This window comes from Streptomyces sp. NPDC085946 (assembly GCF_044540485.1).
Taxonomy (GTDB): domain Bacteria; phylum Actinomycetota; class Actinomycetes; order Streptomycetales; family Streptomycetaceae; genus Streptomyces.
In genome coordinates, this window is sequence record NZ_JBITSF010000053.1 from 1 (window position 1) to 15595 (window position 15595).

Below are 15595 nucleotides of genomic sequence, written 5' to 3' on the forward strand. Positions count from 1 at the left end.
GCTACGAACGAAAAGCCGACCACTTCCTCGCCTTCACCGCCATCGCCTGCACCCTCATCTGTTACCGCAGACTCGCCAAATGAGACGACCTCTTAGGACCAGGTCATCTCGCCGTGGCGGGAGACGAAGCGTCCGGTGCCGGCACCGGGTTCTTCGGTGGCGAGGGCGACGATCGCGTCCGTGCCCTCGGTGACGCTCTGGGGGCCGCTGTGAGCGTTGAAGTCGGTCGCGGTGTAGCCGGGGTCGGCGGCGTTGACGCGGATGTCTTTCAGTCCCTTGGCGTACTGCGTGGTCAGCATCGTCAGTGCCGCCTTCGAGGACGTGTACAGCGGCGCCACGACGTGCGACTCGGGCCGGGCGGGGTCGTGGGTCAGGGCGAGGGAGCCCATGCCGCTGCTGACGTTGACGATGACGGGGTCCGCCGAGCGGCGCAGCAGCGGCAGGAAGGCGGTGGTGGTGCGGACGACGCCGATGACGTTGACGTCGAGGACGGCCAGGGCGTCGGCGGCGGTGAGGTCGCTGGGATCGCCGAGCGGACCGAGCACCCCGGCGTTGTTGATCAGGACGTCGATCCTGCCCTCGTGGCGGGCGACGTCGGCCGCCGCGGCGGCCACGGACGCGTCGTCCCTCACGTCGATGGGGACGTACCGCGCGCCGAGCGCGGTGGCGGTCTCCTCGCCCTGCTCACGGTTGCGGGCTCCGACGAGCACGGTGTGGCCGTGCTCGATCAGGCGGCGGGCGGTCTCGCGGCCGAGCCCCTTGTTGGCTCCGGTGATGAAAGTGATCGTCATGCGTTCGATGGTGGTCCCGGGCGAGCAGGCGGGCCAGGGACGCTTTGACGGTAGGAAGGCCTGTACCACCCTGGCGCCCACCCGCGCCTCCCGGATGCAGGACCGATGCAGGACCATGGACCTCATGACAACTGCACCCGGGACCGGACTCGGCGCGATGATCCGCACGTGGCGGGAACGGCTGCCTCCGTCAGCAGCCGGGCTGCCGGTGGCTCACGGCCGCCGGGCGGTGGGGCTGCGGCGCGAGGAACTGGCCGACCTGGCCGGGGTCTCGGTCGACTACGTCGTGCGCCTGGAACAGGGGCGGGCCACCACACCCTCCGCGTCGGTGGTGGCGTCCCTGGCCCGAGCCCTGCAGCTGTCGACCGCCGAGCGGGACCACCTGTACCTGCTGGCCCGGCTCGTACCGCCGGCGGACGGCACGATCTCCGACCACCTGCCGCCCGGCCTGCAGCGAGTGCTCGCCCGCCTCGGGGACGTGGCGGTCGCCGTGTTCGCGGCGGACTGGCACCTGGTGTGGTGGAACCGGGGGTGGGCCGCCCTGCTGGGCGACCCCTCCGCCGCGCCGCCGCGGTTGCGCAACTTCGCCCGCGACAGGTTCCCGGTGGACGCCGGGCCCGCCCGTCTCGCGCTGTGGCCGGTCACCGAGACGGACCGCGACGCCACGGACGCCGCCGTCGTCTCCGACCTGCGCCGAGCCACCGGCCGCTTCCCCCGGGACAGCCATCTGGCCGCACTGATCCGTGAACTGATCGCGGGCAACGAGAGGTTCGCCGAGCTGTGGGCGACCGGACAGGTGGCCGCGCACCGCGAGGACCACAAGACGATCGAGCACCCGTCGGTGGGCCCGGTCACGGTGAACTGCGACGTTCTGACCGACGGCGACTGCGAACTCAAGATCGTCATCTTGACCGCGGTGCCCGGCAGCGAGGACGAGACCAAGCTCCAGCTCGTCACCGTCACCGGCCCGCCGGTCACCACACTCGGCAACTGATCCGCCTTGGACGCGCCCCACGTCCCGGCCATGGACGTCTTCGGCACCCTCGACTACGTCACCGACCCCGCCGGCCTCCACGAGTCCCTGACAGAGCTGCACGAGGCCGGCCAGTGCCCCACCCTCAAGCCTTGGACGTGCTGAGGACCGCACTCCAGCAACTGGGCGGCGCAGCCTCGCACCGGCTGACCGTGCCCGCGTCCTAGCCGGTGGCCCGGTTCGGGCGCGCTCCTGGCGCCCGGCGCGGATGCCCGAGGCAGGGCGCAGCGAGGCTGCGGCCCCGGGCACGCCCAGCTGGTCGTGCGTCGACCGGGCCGCCATGCCGCGCCGCTGTCAGTACGGCGGTGACGCCAGGCGGGGAGCGTCGGCAGGGGACAGATCGGGCGGGTGCGGTGCCAGCGGGCGGGGTGCAGCCAACAGCCGGAGGTGTCCCGGGCGACGTCGACGTAGACATCCACCACCAGCTCGGGCTCCACCAGCGTGCACGAACGATCGTGGCAGGAGGTCCAGCTCGGCGCCCTCGGCCTCGCCCGCAGCGCAACCGTGCTCTGGACTGCCCGCTACCTGGAGGCCGCTGTCGACCATCTGCGCACCTCGCCCGCCTGTCCCCACTGCGCCACGCGAACTTCAACTGTCTGGGCCCCTGCAGCTTCTGTGCCGCCGTCCCCGCCGGCGGTGGTCTGCGGCCGCTGGGGGACTTGGCCGCTGACGAGGACGACGGGCAGCCATGAGCCCTGGCATCCGGACGGGCCGTGACGTGCCCGGCGGGAGCGGTTACCGGGTGGGCAGCCCGATACGTCGCAGCCATGCCTCCACTTCGGTGTCGGCGTCCTTGACCTCTTCGCCGCGTACTGCGAGGCCCTCGGCGATGGTCGCGCCGGGGCAGGAGGCGGCGTAGTCGCGTTCGGTGGTGCCCAGGCCGCTCATGGCGTAGGTGGTGACCGGATGAACGGTCTTGCCGCGGAAATCGAGGGCTTCGGTGAACGTCGTCATGATCATGGGTGCTCGGACGTTCCAGATGGGGGAGTGTCTAATCAACGGCGGATCTGCTGATCAAGGAGAGACGCCAAGTGAGCGAGACGATGATCGAGCACGAGTCCGTCGGGGAGTCGGGCGGTGGTGCGATGCCGTCGGCCGCGTCGGACGAACAGCTCGTCACGATGCTGGTTGACCGGGCCCGCAGCGAGGGCCTGCAGCTGACCGGCGAGGGTGGGCTGTTGCAGCAGCTGACCAAGCGGGTGCTTGAATCCGCGCTGGAGGGCGAGATCACCGACCATGTCGGTTACGAGAAGCACGATCCGGCCGGGAAGAACAACGGCAACAGCCGCAACGGCACGCGTGCGAAGACCGTGCTGACCGACGTCGGCCCGGTCGAGGTCAGGGTGCCCCGGGACACCGCCGGCAGCTTCGAGCCGCAGATCGTCAAGAAGCGTCAGCGCCGTCTGTCCGGCGTGGACGAGATGGTGCTCTCCTTGTCCGCGAAGGGCCTTACGCACGGGGAGATCTCCGCGCACCTGGCCGAGGTCTACGGAGCGGAGGTGTCCAAGCAGACCATCTCCACGATTACCGACAAGGTGATGGAGGGGATGGCCGAATGGCAGAGCCGGCCGCTCGACCGTGTCTACCCGGTTCTGTTCGTGGACGCCATCAATGTCAAGATCAGGGACGGGCAGGTCGCGAACCGGCCGGTCTACGTCGTCATGGCGGTGACCACCGAAGGCACCCGGGACATCCTGGGGATCTGGGCCGGTGACGGCGGTGAGGGCGCGAAGTACTGGCTGCACGTGTTCACCGAGCTGAAGAACCGCGGCCTGGACGATGTGCTCATGCTCGTCTGTGACGGCCTCAAGGGTTTGCCCGACGCGGTGGAGACCGTCTGGCCTCGCACGATTGTCCAGACCTGCGTGGTTCACCTCCTGCACAACAGCTTCCGTTACGCGGCCCGCCAGGACTGGGACAAGGTCGCCAAAGCCCTCAAGCCCGTCTACACCGCTCCCAGCGAGGACGCGGCGACGGAGCGGTTCGGCGAGTTCCAGGAAGCCTGGGGCCGGAAGTATCCGGCGATCATCAAGCTGTGGGAGAACGCCTGGGCGGAGTTCGTGCCCTTCCTCTCCTTCGACGTCGAGATCCGGAAGGTCATCTGCTCGACGAACGCGATCGAGTCCGTGAACGCCCGCATACGCAAGGCCGTCCGGGCCCGCGGACACTTCCCCAACGAGGCCGCCGCTCTCAAGTGCGTCTACATGGCACTGATGAGCCTCGACCCGACGGGGAAGGGCCACAAGAGGTGGACCATGCGCTGGAAAGCACCCCTCAACGCGTTCCAGATCGCCTTCGAGGGCCGGCTCACCCCGGCCAACAACTGAACCTCAACAACCAAGATCAGCCGTTAAATTGACACACCCGGGGTCGCCTGGATGCGGTAGGTGTCGCATGTGATGCGGCTGGCGATCTTCTCGGCGAGTACTTCGGTGTTGCCGACCTCCAGGTCGGTACGGCCGCCGTAGTAGTAGTTCTCGCCCGGGCGGGAGAAGTAGGCCAGCAGGACTCGTTTCACGTTGCTTCCGGTTGTCGCGGTGGACTGGGAGGGAGTGGGGGAGGCGCTGGACGGCGGTGAGGAGGGTGAGCAGCCCGCCAGGTGGGTCGTGCTCAAAGCGGCGGTTGCGGTCGCTAGTGCGCCGCGCAGAACGGTGCGTCGGCTCGGCAGAGCGGCGTCGGCGTGGTGCTGTGGCGTGATCACGGTGGACGGCTCCCGGTGAACCGTGGACTGGATGGGGCCGGGCGGGTGCCCCGGACGTCTGCTTCAGGGCACCCGCGGCCGGCGAGAGGCGTCTGGTGAGGGCTTCAGCTGTCCAGGCGGCGCCCCGCGAGCCAGGTGACCATCTCGGGGTCGTGGTGGTCGAAGAACAGGGAGCTGCCGGTGTCGAGGGTGGCGATCTGGGCCATCTGCTCGTCGGTGAGCTGGAAGTCGAAGACGTCGATGTTCTCGGCCATCCGCTCGGCGCGCACCGACTTGGGGATGGCGATGACGCCGCGCTGGGTCAGCCAGCGCAGCACAACCTGGGCGACCGACTTGCCGTGCTCCTTGCCGATCTCGGCGAGCAGCGGGTTGGTGAACAGGTCGTTCTTGCCCTCGGCGAAGCCGCCCCAGGACTGGATCTGCACGCCGTGCTCGCGCATGAGGTCCTGGTAGTCGGCGCGCTGGAAGAAGGGGTGGGTCTCGATCTGGTTGACGGCCGGGGTGATCTCGTTGTTGATGATCAGATCGATCAGCCGGTCGGGGTAGAAGTTGGCGACGCCGATCGCCTTCGTCAGGCCCTCGCGGTTGAGGGCTTCCATGGCGCGCCACTGGCCGTAGACGTCGCCGAAGGGCTGGTGCATCAGGTACAGGTCGAGGTAGTCCAGTCCCAGCTTGTTCAGGGACGTCTCGAACGCGCGGCGGGTGTTGTCCTGGGCGGGGGCGTCCTGGACCCACAGCTTGGTGGTGACGAACAGTTCCTCGCGCGGGATGCCGCTGGCCTTGATGGCGCGGCCGACGGCTTCTTCGTTGCCGTAGGCGGCGGCGGTGTCCAGCAGGCGGTAGCCGGCGGCCAAGGCCTCGGCCACGGCGCGCTCGGTGTCCTCGGCGGGGATCTGGTAGACGCCGAAGCCGAGGATCGGCATCTCGACGCCGTTGTTGAGGGTGACGGTCTGCATGCGAAAGGTCCTTCGCTGTGCGGGTGGGGGCGGGTGGTCAGGGGTGGATGAGGGCCTTGAGGACCTGGCGGTCGGCCATGGCCCGGTAGGCGTCCGGTGCCTGGTCGAGGGGGAAGGTTCGGTCGAAGACGCGGCCGGGGGCGATGGTGCCGTCCAGGACATCGGGCAGCAGCTGTTCGATGTAGGCGCGGGCGGGGCTGGCGCCGCCGGTCAGGGTGATGTTGCGCATGAACTCGGCCGGGCCGACCGGGCCCTGCTCGTACTGAGGGACGCCCAGGCGGCTGATGGTGCCGCCGTCCAGGACAGCGCCGAGCGCGGTGTCGAGGGCCTGGCGGGTGCCGACGGCCTCGATGACCTTGTCCACGCCGCCGGTCAGCTCGCGGATGCGGGCGATGCCCTCCTCGCCGCGCTCGGCGACGACGTCGGTGGCGCCGAACTCGCGGCCCAGATTGGTGCGGGCTTCGTGGCGGCCGGCGAGCACGATCTGCTCGGCTCCGAGCCGCTTGGCGGCGATCACCGCGCACAGGCCGACCGCGCCGTCGCCGACGACCAGCACCGCATCCCCGCGGCCGACGCCGGCGGTGACGGCGCCGTGATGGCCGGTGGTCATCACGTCGGAGAGCGCCAGCAGCGACGGCAGCAGCGCGGAGTCGGCGGCCACCGGCAGCTTCACCAGGGTGCCGTCCGCGTACGGGACGCGGACGGCTTCGCCCTGCCCGCCGTCGACACCGTCGAAGCCGTAGCGGCCGCCGTTGCGGCACGAGATGTGCAGGCCCTTGACGCAGTAGTCGCAGGTGTTGTCGCTGTAGGTGAACGGCGTGACGACCAGATCACCGGCCTTCAGGCCGGTCACGGCCGCGCCGGTCTCCTCGACGACGCCAAGGAACTCGTGGCCCATGGGGCGGCCGGTGCCGGTGGCGGGCATCGACGCGTAGGGCCACAGGTCGCTGCCGCACACGCACGCGGCCAGCGTGCGCACCACCGCGTCGGTCGGCTGGATGATCTTCGGGTCGGGCCGGTCCTCGACGCGGACGTCGCCGGCTCCGTACATCACTGCTGCACGCATGGGGGGTGTTACTCCAAACGGGGGTCGTGCCGGGCGGTGCGGATGAATCAGCGTTCGAGCATCCGCGCCTGGGCCTCGGTGTGGGTGTCGCCGGCGGCGGGCGGCAGGCTGCTGAGCTTGTTCAGCTGCTCGGCGGTCAGGGTGACCGTGTCGGCGGCGGTGTTCTCCTCGACCCGGGCCACGCGCTTGGTGCCGGGGATCGGGGCGATGTCATCGCCCTGGGCGAGCAGCCAGGCCAGCGCCACCTGCCCGGGCGTGGCGCCGGCCTCGTCGGTCAGGGCCTTGACCTGGTCGGCGAGGGCGAGGTTGCGCTGGAAGTTCTCGCCGGTGAAGCGCGGGTTGTCGCGTCGGAAGTCGTTCTCGTCGAACTGGTCGGTGGAGCGCACGGTGCCGGTCAGAAAGCCGCGGCCGAGGGGGGAAAAAGGCACCAGGCCGATGTTCAGCTCCCGCAAGACGGGCAGCACGCGCTCCTCGATTCCCCGGGTGAAGAGGGAGTACTCGGACTGGACCGCGGTAACGGGCTGGACGGCGTGGGCCCGGCGGATGGTGTCCGGACCGGCCTCGGAGAGCCCGAAGGCCCGCACCTTGCCCTCGTCGATTAGCTCCTTTACGGCGCCGGCGGTCTCCTCGATCGGCGTGTTCGGATCGACGCGGTGCTGGTAGTACAGGTCGATGTGATCGGTGCCCAGCCGCCTGAGGGATCCCTCGACCGCGGTGCGGATGTTGGCAGGGCTGGAGTCCAGGTTCCATGCACCTTCGCCGCCGTGTGAGACCAGGCCGAACTTGGTGGCCAGCACCACCTTGTCCCGGCGCCCCTTCAGCGCCCGCCCGAGCAGTTCCTCGTTGGTGTAGGGGCCGTAGATCTCGGCGGTGTCGATGAGGGTGACGCCCAGCTCCAGCGCCCGGTGCACGGTCCTGATCGACTCCGCGTCATCGGTGCCGGAGCCGGTGTAGCCGTGGGACATGCCCATGGCGCCCAGACCGATCCGGGAAACCTCCAGGTCACGCAGCTTGATGTACCGCATCTCGCCCTCTTCCGATCATGGTGTTACCTGGCCTTTCACTCTCACCCGGCCCTGCAGGTCGTGCCTGTTGGAGCCTGGGCGGCGGCGAAGGGTCCGGCGTCTTCCTCATTCACCTTCGCCCGGATTGCTCCGGTGTGGCAGGGCGGGCTCTTCGGGGTAATGACAGGGCCCCCCTACCGCACGCGAAGCGCGCGCACTGCGGGTGAGACTGGAGTCATGGCATCGACGAGCGCGCACAGCGAGGGCGCCGAGCTGGGCCGCTTCCTGCGCGCCCGCCGCACCCAGACCAATCCCGAACACGTCGGCCTCACCGTCGGCGCCGGCATCCGCCGCACCCCCGGCCTGCGCCGCGAGGAACTGGCCACCCTCGCCGGCATCAGCATCGACTACTACGTGCGCCTGGAACGCGGCAAGGAGACCCGCCCCAGTCCCGCAGTCCTCGACTCCCTCGCCCGCGCCCTGCACATGGACGACCAGGAGCACCAGCACCTGCGTGAGCTCGCCGCACGTGCCGCCCGCTACGCGCCCGAGCCGCCACCGGCCCTGAGCCGCGCCGTGCGCCCCCACCTGAAGCTGCTGCTGGAATCGCTGCGGCCGAACCCGGCCTACGTCATCAGCCGCAGCATGGACATGCTCGCCTGGAACCCCGGCGGCCTCGCCCTGTACGCGGGCCTGGAGGACTGGCCGGCCAAACACCGCAACCTGGCCCGCTACCTCTTCCTCCACCCGGCCGCACGGGATCTCTTCGGCGACTGGGAACGCCAGATCACCGGCTGCGTCGCCCGACTGCGCGCTGTCGCCGGCACCGCCCCCGACGCCCCCGACCTGACCAACCTCGTCGGCGAACTCCTCCTCAAGAGCCCCGACTTCGCCCGGCTGTGGGAACGCTACGAGGTCACCGGCCGCAAGCCCGCGCAAAAGACCTTCCAGCACCCCCGCGTCGGCACCCTCACGCTCACCTCCCAGTCCATGCACCTGGAAGGCACCCCCGGCCAGCGCATCGGCGTCTACACCGCCGAACCCGGCACACCCGACCACGACGCCATGACGCTGCTCGACATCACCGCACCCGTAACCGCGCCCAGCCAGGAAATTCCGCACACGTCACCCTGACCGTTGTTCTCATAAGAGGTCGTTTTATCCCGTTGTTTCATCCCGGAATCTGTGGTTGATGGTGCTTTGAGGGGTCGCGCCAAGAGATGGTGTTCTCGCCGGTGAGGCGGCGGGCCATCAGGTCGGTCATGGCGAGGTGGATCATGGCTTCGGAGCGGGCGGGCAGGGTTTCGTAGTCGCGGGCCAGGCGGCGGTGGAGCATCAGCCAGCCGTAGGTCCGCTCCACGGTCCAGCGTTTGGGCAGCGGGGTGAATCCCCTGGTGCCGGGCGTGCGTTGGACGATTTCCATGTCGATGCCGAGGGTGGCTGCGTGTTCGACGAGATGTTGGCGGTAGCCGCCGTCGACCCAGGTCTTGCGGACGGTGGGATGCTCGGCGGCGACGTGTTCGACGAGGGTCCGGCCGGCGTCGGAGTCCTGCACGCTCGCCGCGGTGACCAGTACTGCCAGCAGCAGTCCGAGGGTGTCGGTGACGATGCTCCGCTTGCGGCCCACGATCTTCTTCCCGGCGTCGATGCCCTGCCCGGCGGCCGGGACGCTGGTGGAGGTCTTCACGCTCTGCGCGTCGATGACACACGCCGAGGGCTGGGCACTGCGGCCTTCCTTCTGTCGCACCAACTCCCGGAGCAGGCCGTTGAGCTGGGCGAACACACCGTCCTTCTGCCACTTGGCGAAGTAGCCGTAGACGGTTTCCCAGGGCGGGAAGTCGTGCGGCAGGTAACGCCACTGCACCCCGGTGCGGTCCACGTACAGGATCGCGTTCATGATCTCGCGCAGCTCGTGCTCGGGCGGCCGCCCGAACGCCAGGGCCCGGCGGCGGCGCTCGGATCGCCAGGCCGCCAGGACCGGCCCGACCAGCTCCCAGCGGGCATCGGACAGGTCACTCGGATACGCACGACGTTCGCTCATGACCTGGATGTACCGCCGGCAGACGAGTGCGCCCAGGCGCACGTTCTGCCTTGTGGAAGCGCGACGCAATCAGACGTCCTGGAATGAAACAGACACGAGCCGCCTCCAGCCCCAGCCGTCACCTCATCCAGCCCTTGAGCCCTACTTGGATCGGCAGCCTCATCAACACCACACCAGCCCACCGCAGAAAACCGGCGATAACAATGCACTACAGGTAAAAACGACCTCTAAGGTCCTCGCACAAACGCAGTTCCAGCTCGACGGCGGCCGCGTCGACCCGGGCCCACTGTTCGTCGGAGAGGTCGGGCAGGAGCGGGCGTAGGTGGTGCAGGGCGAACGCGACGATGCCCGGCGCCACGCTGTGCAGGAGGTGGGCGGCGCTGTGCGCGTCGGGATGGAGCTCGCCCCCGCCCGACAGGGCGTACGCCAGCCTGTACGTGTAGTCCGCCTGCTCGGTGAGGGCGATGTTCGCGGTGGCGCGCACACCCGTGAGCCAGTCGGTGGTGAACAGCAACTGCTCGATCGCGGCACCGGACACCGTGGATTCGGCCGCAGTGGTGATGTTCTCCATGCCCGGTCAACTCCAGGACCGGCAAGGCGGACACGGTTCCGCTCAGGCCACAGCCCAGTGCGGGTTACTCACCGGCGGTGGCAGCCGTGCCCTTCACGGCGAGAATCTCCGAGACCGGGCAGCCCCACGCCGCGCCCGGTCCGGCGGGGCCGTAGAGCGTGAACCCGCACGCCTGGAAGAACGCCTGCCGGTCAGCCGCATCGCCGCCGTCTTGCGGCACCAGTGCCAGGAACGTGTGGCCGGCTTCCTGGGCCCGGCGGGCGATCTCGGCGAGAAGCGCCCGACCTACCCCGCCGCGACGAGCGGCATGAGCGACGGCCATCGTCAAGACGAACGTCTGCTCGCCGGGATGCGCCTCCCGGCCTTCGTCGTGCCCGAAGTCGCAGTGGAGCTGGAACTCAGCGACCCCGACGACAGACCCGCGGAGTTCGGCCACGACGACGTCCAGGCCCTCGGGGTCGTAGAACCTGCCGTCTCCCAGATGGTTCGAGTACAGCAGCTCCTCCACCACCGAGTAATCGGCTTGGACGAGGTCACGGATGAGTGGCATGACCCAAGTGTTCCAGGACCGCGGGGCGGAGGCACCGTCTACGGGCTCCGCGGTCTACGAGCGCTTTGCCTGCTGGCCCATGGTGTCGACTCTGGCAGAGGTGCAGAGCACTACGCTCCTTCCATGTGGAGTGAGTCGAACAACTATGGCTTCGAGAACGAGCTGGACTACCTGCGGTCGATCAAGAAGGACGACAGCTATACGTTCACGTACCCGTTCGAGTACATCGCTAAGACCTACGGGAACGACAATTACGACATCGGCATAGCGGACATGGTGGTCCGGGTCCAGTGGAACGACGCGGAGGCCGGTTACACGGTGGCCTACGACGTCCCCGAGATGGACAAGATCGACCCCGCTGAGGGGAACGGCGATGCAGCGAGCTTCTACGAGAGCGACGTTTACTGGAGGCTCGTGAGCGACCTTGACGGCATGGGGATCAGCTCCGAGCTTCGTGCAATCTAGGCACGGTTGGCTTGCCGTTCCCCGGCCTCCAAAGGTCCGGGGAACGGTCACGGTGCGGGAGCAGGGTCAGTAGTCGTCGCGTTCGGTGTTCGGTCCGTACCGCTCGATGAGGTCGCAGGTACAGGTCCCGCCTTGGTACAGCTCCGTGTCGCACTCTTCGTGATGCTTCCGCACCGGCCGCTTCGCCGGGGCCGCCGACCGCGGGGCTGCCGACCGCGGGGTGGGCGGCTGCGGGACGGCCTCGGCGGCCGACACCGCGCCCGCCCACTGCACGCCCAGCGCGGCGAGGGCGGCGAGCTGCTCCGCGGTGAGCTTGTCCCGGTGGCTCTTGGTGTTCGAGAGCCACACGCCCAGCTTCACAGTCACCGGCTCCGCCTCGCCGTCGACCGTGATCTCCACGACCGTGCTGCGCGGGGCGGGCCGCTGCCCTTCCTTCTCCACCCACTGCGTCAGGGCGGCCAGGCCCCGCTGGAACGCCGCCTCCGCCTTGCCCCCGGCCTTGCGCGCGCCCTTGAGAGCGGCCAGCGCCGGAGTGAGCCCCGCCGGGGCGGGAGAGGGTGCCTCAAAGGGCTGCACGCCCAGCTTGGAGAGCCGCTCCTGCTGTTCGGGTGACAGCAGCTTCCAGGTGGCCGGCTGTTTCTGCCGCTGGAGCCATCGCCCGATGTCGTCGCTGTCCATCAGCACGCCGGGTGCGATGTCGGGCAGGTGGCCGTCGGCGTCGACCAGGTCGGCGAGGACGCGGTAATGGCGTTGCCAGTCCAGGGGCCAGGGGCAGTTCCAGTCCGGATCGATCGCCGCCAGCTGCTCCGCGCGCACCCGGGCCCGCTCCGGGTCCTTGCCCAGGCCGGCTTTCCGGCGGGGGTTGGCGATGTGTTGCCCGACCGGCACGGGGCCGTCGCCGGCCGGGTTGGTCCACACGATGTCCTGCCGGGGGGCGAGGTGTCCGGTGACGCGCCGGTACGAGCGGAGCGCGGCGAGCTTGGCTTCCCACGCTTCCTCGCCGGACTCCCACACCATCCCGGCCTCGGGGGCGTCGAGCAGCTCCTTGCGGTGGGGATCGAGTTCGCCGGCGCGCAGTGTCTTGCGCTGCTGGTGCACCCACCTGCCCAGCGGAAACGCCTTGGTCGCCCCGACCTCGGCCTCGGTGTCGTAGGGGACGGCATACAGGCCGGTAATTCTGTTCTCCCTGCGCCAGCGCAGCAGCGCCTGGTAGCCCTCGAGCCAGACCAGGGACTCCGGCCGGTAGACCCGGGTACGCAGGAATGCGGCGATGGTGGCCGCGTCCCTGGGCGTGGAGAAGCGCAACAGGGCCGACTCGGCTGCCGTGTCGGCGCCGTCGTCGTGCTCCTGGCCCTCGCCCACCTCGCCGCCGGCCCCGACGATCCGCCCCTCCTCGTCACGCCGGACGTGCACCTTGCGCTGACCGCTGGTGAGGGCGCGGGAGGCGAGCTGCTCGACCAGGCGCTCATCATGCGAGCGCAGGCCCTGCAGAACAGCTACGAGGGGACGGAAGCTGGCGGAGGCGACCATGTCGGTCGGGTCCTCGCCGGGCTCCAGGAAGGCGGACACGATGATGCGGGCGATCTTCGTGCTGCCGTCCTTGTTGGGCCGCAGCGCGCGGCCGATGTTCTGCACGATCTCGACCTGGGAGCCGCGGGTGTCCGCGAAGCAGACCGCTTCCACGCCCCGCTCGCCGGTGATGTCGACGCCTTTGCCGAGTACACGGCAGCTGGCGAGGAACGCCCGGTGCACCCGGCGCCCGGCCGCGTCGACCCCGTTGGCGAACTGCCTCAGCACCTCGCGGCGCTCGGCGACGAGGTGGTCGCCGCCCAGCCACGCCGACCACACCCGCTCCGGCGGGACGTGGCGGCCGGCCTCCAGCTCGTAGAAGGTCGCGTCGATCGACGACACGGGAAGCTTCCCTGCGAACACCGCCGCTTCCTCTGCCTCCTGGTGAGACGTCATCATGGTGCGCAGGTTGTGCGCGGCGGCGTGCTCCAGGAGCGCAGTCTGCAGCAGAGCCAGGCGTCGGCCCCGCCGCGCTTCCTCTGATTCCCCGTGGGCGGGGGGCCGTGGATCTCCAGCACGTCGATCTAAAAGATGAGCTGTCCTTCGGCGGTGACGAGGGCTCGCCCCCTGCGGTTGGCGTGCCGCTGGTAGAAGGTGAGCTCGGTATCGGCGGGGAGCAGGTCGGCCTGCATCAGGCGCTTTTCGTTTCGGCGGTGGAGTGATGCGCTGAGAGGAAAGAGCGGGTGGTGTCGCGGAGCCGGCGGGCGTGGGTGATGGCTTCATCGAGTGTCACCGTGATGACCAAGACGGTGTCCAGGCCCAGGATGCCCAGTCGCCGCCGCAGGTGCTCGTCCGGCACGGCCATGATCAATGCGCCGCCGGCATCCTCGAGACGCTGCCGGAAAGCCAGCAGGGCCGTGATGCCGCTGGAGTCCATGTAGGTGACCGGTGAGCTGTCCAGGACGAGGTAGCGGCAGCCGTCGGACAGCAGGCGCTCACCCGCAGCGCGGACGTCGGCACTGGTGAAGAAATCGACGTCGTGCGGAAGCGCGGCTACCACCAGGTCCTCACTGCGGTCGATCAGCTGCAGCACGACCTGCTCCCCTTCATCTTCCAGCGCACCACGACCGCTCTCGGCCGCACAGGTATCTGTCAGGCTTATCGGCGTATGGCGGACGCCGGGGGGCGGATCGTGCTTATCCTCGGCAAGAGCCCGTCAACCGGTCATACCCGAACAGGGTGCCGGCCCCTCGTCTCCGACTGTTCACCGAAGGCTTTCATGCCAGCCCATCACGGGGCGTTACATCGTCCGCTGCCCTCTGGGCAGACCACGGCCACCGAGGACATCAGCGTGGTCACCCTGCACGGCGACATCGACCACCACAACAGCGATCACCTCGCCCGTACCCTGCTCTTCCCCCACGGCGCGGCCACAGCCCGCACCGTAATCAACCTCAGCGCCGTCACCTTCATCGACTCCAGCGCCATCAACGCCCTGATCACCGCCCACCACGCCGCCCACCGGTCAGGCGGCTGGCTGCGCCTGGCCGGACCTGCCGCATCCGTCCTGCACGTCATCCGGATCGTCGGCCTGGACACCATCGTCCCCTGCTACCCCACCCTCCACCACGCTCTGGCCGCCTGACCGCAAACCCCACGCGCCCCACCCTGAGAGCGCCTCCCGGAAAGATCGTTCAGCCAGGCCCGGGTGAAGCGGACTCTGCGCTGGCGGCCTGGGTCAGGCCGGGACTGTAAGAAAAGGGAAAGGGGGGGCGGGCGGCTGCGGCCGGCGGCGCGCTGTGTCTGGATTGCGAGCAGGCCAAGGGCTGCGCGCTTGACCGCTGGGCGGGCCCGGTGTCTGGGATGGCCGGCCGCGGGCGGGTCAGGGGGTGAGGGCGTGGCGGAGGGTGTCGCGGCAGTCGATGACTTCGTCGACGCCGACGAGTTGCAGGACGTGTTGGACGGAGTCGGTGAGTCCGGCGAGGCGGAGCCAGCCGCCGGCTTGGGTGATGTTCTGGTGGGCGGCGATGAGGATGTTGATGCCGCTGGAGTCCAGGAAGGTGACCTGGCGCATGTCGATCACGATGCGGGGCCGGACGGTACCGGTGATGTCCAGGGCGTCGCGCAGCCGGTCACCGGTGTGGTGGTCGATCTCCCCGGCCACGGTCACCACCCGGATGCCGTCTGTGACGGTGGCCGCGACCGCCAGCCCGCCGACTGGTCCGGCTTGCCCGGTGTCTGGTATTCGTCCCTCGCCCATTCGGTGATACTTGCACACCAAGACCTTCGGCCCGAAGTGCTGCCCTGCACATTCGGGCGGTGCTGCTGTGCCGGCAGGGGAGCCGGCGCAGCAGAGTAGAGCGTGTACCGCGCAGGCGCGGGTACGCGCGGGGGTGTGAACGGGGTAGCGAAAGCGGGCCGTGATGGAACCAGTCCCGGTGAATGAGGACGGCACCGCACCAAAGAGGCAGACCATACAGACCACGGTCGCCCTGGAAGGCGACGGCACGGACATCGCCCACGCCCGCCACCTGGCAGCGCAATTTCTCACCCGCGTCCAGGCCGAACAGGGCCTGCCCGTCTCGCAGCGCGCCCTGGACGTGACCCAGCTGGTGGTCAGCGAGCTGGTCACCAACGCCCGCAAGTACGCGCCCGGCCCGGTGCTGCTGGACCTGCGGATCGCCGGCGGCCTGGTGGAGGTGGCGGTGTGGGACTCCGACCCGGTACTGCCGATCGCCCGGGGAGCGGACGCCGGCCGGGTCGGCCAGCACGGCCTGGAGATCGTGACGGCCGTCGCGCAGGGGTTCGAGGTGCAGCGGGAGCCGGTCGGCAAGCGCATCACCGCCCGCATCGCCCTCTTGGACGACCCCGGCGGCGCCGTCGCCGGACACCGGCCCCTGTGACGCGG

Annotated in this window: 20 protein-coding genes; 8 read left to right on the plus strand and 12 right to left on the minus strand. The window is 69.4% G+C overall.

The genetic code is table 11. The features are described 5' to 3' along the window. Window positions 1–92: 92 nt before the first annotated feature. Entirely contained in the window at window positions 93–791 is a 699-nt protein-coding gene (locus ACIF8T_RS39885) for an SDR family NAD(P)-dependent oxidoreductase (RefSeq protein ID WP_400042321.1), read from the minus strand. A gap of 115 nt (window positions 792–906) precedes the next feature. On the opposite strand from ACIF8T_RS39885, the gene ACIF8T_RS39890 reads away from it, so the two are divergent. Then, the gene (locus ACIF8T_RS39890) at window positions 907–1785 is read left to right on the plus strand and encodes a helix-turn-helix transcriptional regulator (protein ID WP_400042323.1); all 879 of its coding nucleotides are present in this window, start codon (window positions 907–909) and stop codon (window positions 1783–1785) included. A gap of 6 nt (window positions 1786–1791) precedes the next feature. After that, window positions 1792–1929 (plus strand): hypothetical protein, encoded by a 138-nt coding sequence (locus ACIF8T_RS39895; RefSeq protein ID WP_400042324.1) that lies wholly within the window; start codon window positions 1792–1794, stop codon window positions 1927–1929. A 630-nt stretch (window positions 1930–2559) separates the two neighbouring features. Here the strand turns inward: ACIF8T_RS39895 and ACIF8T_RS39900 are convergent. Further along, window positions 2560–2823, minus strand: a complete 264-nt coding sequence (locus tag ACIF8T_RS39900) for a flavodoxin (protein ID WP_400042326.1) — start codon at window positions 2821–2823, stop codon at window positions 2560–2562. Between the two features lie 44 nt (window positions 2824–2867). Between ACIF8T_RS39900 and ACIF8T_RS39905 the strand changes: the two genes are divergently transcribed. Then, on the plus strand, window positions 2868–4151 hold the full coding sequence (locus ACIF8T_RS39905) for an IS256 family transposase (protein WP_400042356.1): 1284 nt from the start codon (window positions 2868–2870) through the stop codon (window positions 4149–4151). A 23-nt stretch (window positions 4152–4174) separates the two neighbouring features. Here the strand turns inward: ACIF8T_RS39905 and ACIF8T_RS39910 are convergent, their stop codons facing one another. From ACIF8T_RS39910 to ACIF8T_RS39925, 4 genes are all read right to left on the minus strand, one after another. Continuing rightward, on the minus strand, window positions 4175–4342 hold the full coding sequence (locus tag ACIF8T_RS39910) for a hypothetical protein (RefSeq protein ID WP_400042328.1): 168 nt from the start codon (window positions 4340–4342) through the stop codon (window positions 4175–4177). Between the two features lie 287 nt (window positions 4343–4629). Beyond that, window positions 4630–5481 (minus strand): aldo/keto reductase, encoded by an 852-nt coding sequence (locus ACIF8T_RS39915; RefSeq protein ID WP_400042330.1) that lies wholly within the window; start codon window positions 5479–5481, stop codon window positions 4630–4632. 37 nt (window positions 5482–5518) lie between these two features. Next, window positions 5519–6547 (minus strand): zinc-binding dehydrogenase, encoded by a 1029-nt coding sequence (locus ACIF8T_RS39920; protein WP_400042332.1) that lies wholly within the window; start codon window positions 6545–6547, stop codon window positions 5519–5521. Between the two features lie 47 nt (window positions 6548–6594). Further along, entirely contained in the window at window positions 6595–7572 is a 978-nt protein-coding gene (locus tag ACIF8T_RS39925; protein ID WP_400042334.1) for an aldo/keto reductase, read from the minus strand. Between the two features lie 216 nt (window positions 7573–7788). On the opposite strand from ACIF8T_RS39925, the gene ACIF8T_RS39930 reads away from it, so the two are divergent. Continuing rightward, window positions 7789–8685 carry a helix-turn-helix transcriptional regulator gene (locus tag ACIF8T_RS39930; protein ID WP_400042336.1) on the plus strand — a complete coding sequence of 299 codons (897 nt, stop codon included), beginning with the start codon at window positions 7789–7791 and terminating at the stop codon, window positions 8683–8685. A 37-nt stretch (window positions 8686–8722) separates the two neighbouring features. Here ACIF8T_RS39930 and ACIF8T_RS39935 read toward each other — a convergent pair whose 3' ends face one another. The 3 genes from ACIF8T_RS39935 to ACIF8T_RS39945 form a co-directional block, all read right to left on the minus strand. Beyond that, the gene (locus ACIF8T_RS39935; RefSeq protein WP_400042338.1) at window positions 8723–9592 is read right to left on the minus strand and encodes an IS5 family transposase; all 870 of its coding nucleotides are present in this window, start codon (window positions 9590–9592) and stop codon (window positions 8723–8725) included. 208 nt (window positions 9593–9800) lie between these two features. Continuing rightward, on the minus strand, window positions 9801–10163 hold the full coding sequence (locus tag ACIF8T_RS39940; protein ID WP_400042340.1) for a hypothetical protein: 363 nt from the start codon (window positions 10161–10163) through the stop codon (window positions 9801–9803). A 64-nt stretch (window positions 10164–10227) separates the two neighbouring features. Beyond that, complete coding sequence (locus tag ACIF8T_RS39945; RefSeq protein WP_400042342.1) at window positions 10228–10713, minus strand: GNAT family N-acetyltransferase; 486 nt, start codon at window positions 10711–10713, stop codon at window positions 10228–10230. Window positions 10714–10836: 123 nt separating this feature from the next. Between ACIF8T_RS39945 and ACIF8T_RS39950 the strand changes: the two genes are divergently transcribed. Then, window positions 10837–11178, plus strand: a complete 342-nt coding sequence (locus tag ACIF8T_RS39950) for a hypothetical protein (protein ID WP_400042344.1) — start codon at window positions 10837–10839, stop codon at window positions 11176–11178. A 66-nt stretch (window positions 11179–11244) separates the two neighbouring features. Here the strand turns inward: ACIF8T_RS39950 and ACIF8T_RS39955 are convergent, their stop codons facing one another. Further along, window positions 11245–13089 carry a Helicase associated domain protein gene (locus ACIF8T_RS39955; protein WP_400042346.1) on the minus strand — a complete coding sequence of 615 codons (1845 nt, stop codon included), beginning with the start codon at window positions 13087–13089 and terminating at the stop codon, window positions 11245–11247. A gap of 161 nt (window positions 13090–13250) precedes the next feature. On the opposite strand from ACIF8T_RS39955, the gene ACIF8T_RS39960 reads away from it, so the two are divergent. Beyond that, window positions 13251–13409 carry a hypothetical protein gene (locus ACIF8T_RS39960; RefSeq protein WP_400042347.1) on the plus strand — a complete coding sequence of 53 codons (159 nt, stop codon included), beginning with the start codon at window positions 13251–13253 and terminating at the stop codon, window positions 13407–13409. Here ACIF8T_RS39960 and ACIF8T_RS39965 read toward each other — a convergent pair. Next, window positions 13379–13780 carry an STAS domain-containing protein gene (locus ACIF8T_RS39965; protein ID WP_400042349.1) on the minus strand — a complete coding sequence of 134 codons (402 nt, stop codon included), beginning with the start codon at window positions 13778–13780 and terminating at the stop codon, window positions 13379–13381. The two genes, ACIF8T_RS39960 and ACIF8T_RS39965, sit on opposite strands and share 31 nt — an antisense overlap. Window positions 13781–13966: 186 nt before the next feature. Between ACIF8T_RS39965 and ACIF8T_RS39970 the strand changes: the two genes are divergently transcribed. Further along, a complete protein-coding gene (locus ACIF8T_RS39970; RefSeq protein WP_400042350.1) occupies window positions 13967–14332 on the plus strand; it encodes an STAS domain-containing protein in 366 nt (121 codons plus the stop codon). Between the two features lie 237 nt (window positions 14333–14569). Here ACIF8T_RS39970 and ACIF8T_RS39975 read toward each other — a convergent pair whose 3' ends face one another. Beyond that, on the minus strand, window positions 14570–14947 hold the full coding sequence (locus ACIF8T_RS39975; protein ID WP_400042352.1) for an STAS domain-containing protein: 378 nt from the start codon (window positions 14945–14947) through the stop codon (window positions 14570–14572). A 163-nt stretch (window positions 14948–15110) separates the two neighbouring features. Between ACIF8T_RS39975 and ACIF8T_RS39980 the strand changes: the two genes are divergently transcribed. Then, window positions 15111–15590 (plus strand): ATP-binding protein, encoded by a 480-nt coding sequence (locus ACIF8T_RS39980; RefSeq protein ID WP_400042354.1) that lies wholly within the window; start codon window positions 15111–15113, stop codon window positions 15588–15590. The last annotated feature ends 5 nt before the right edge of the window (window positions 15591–15595 follow it).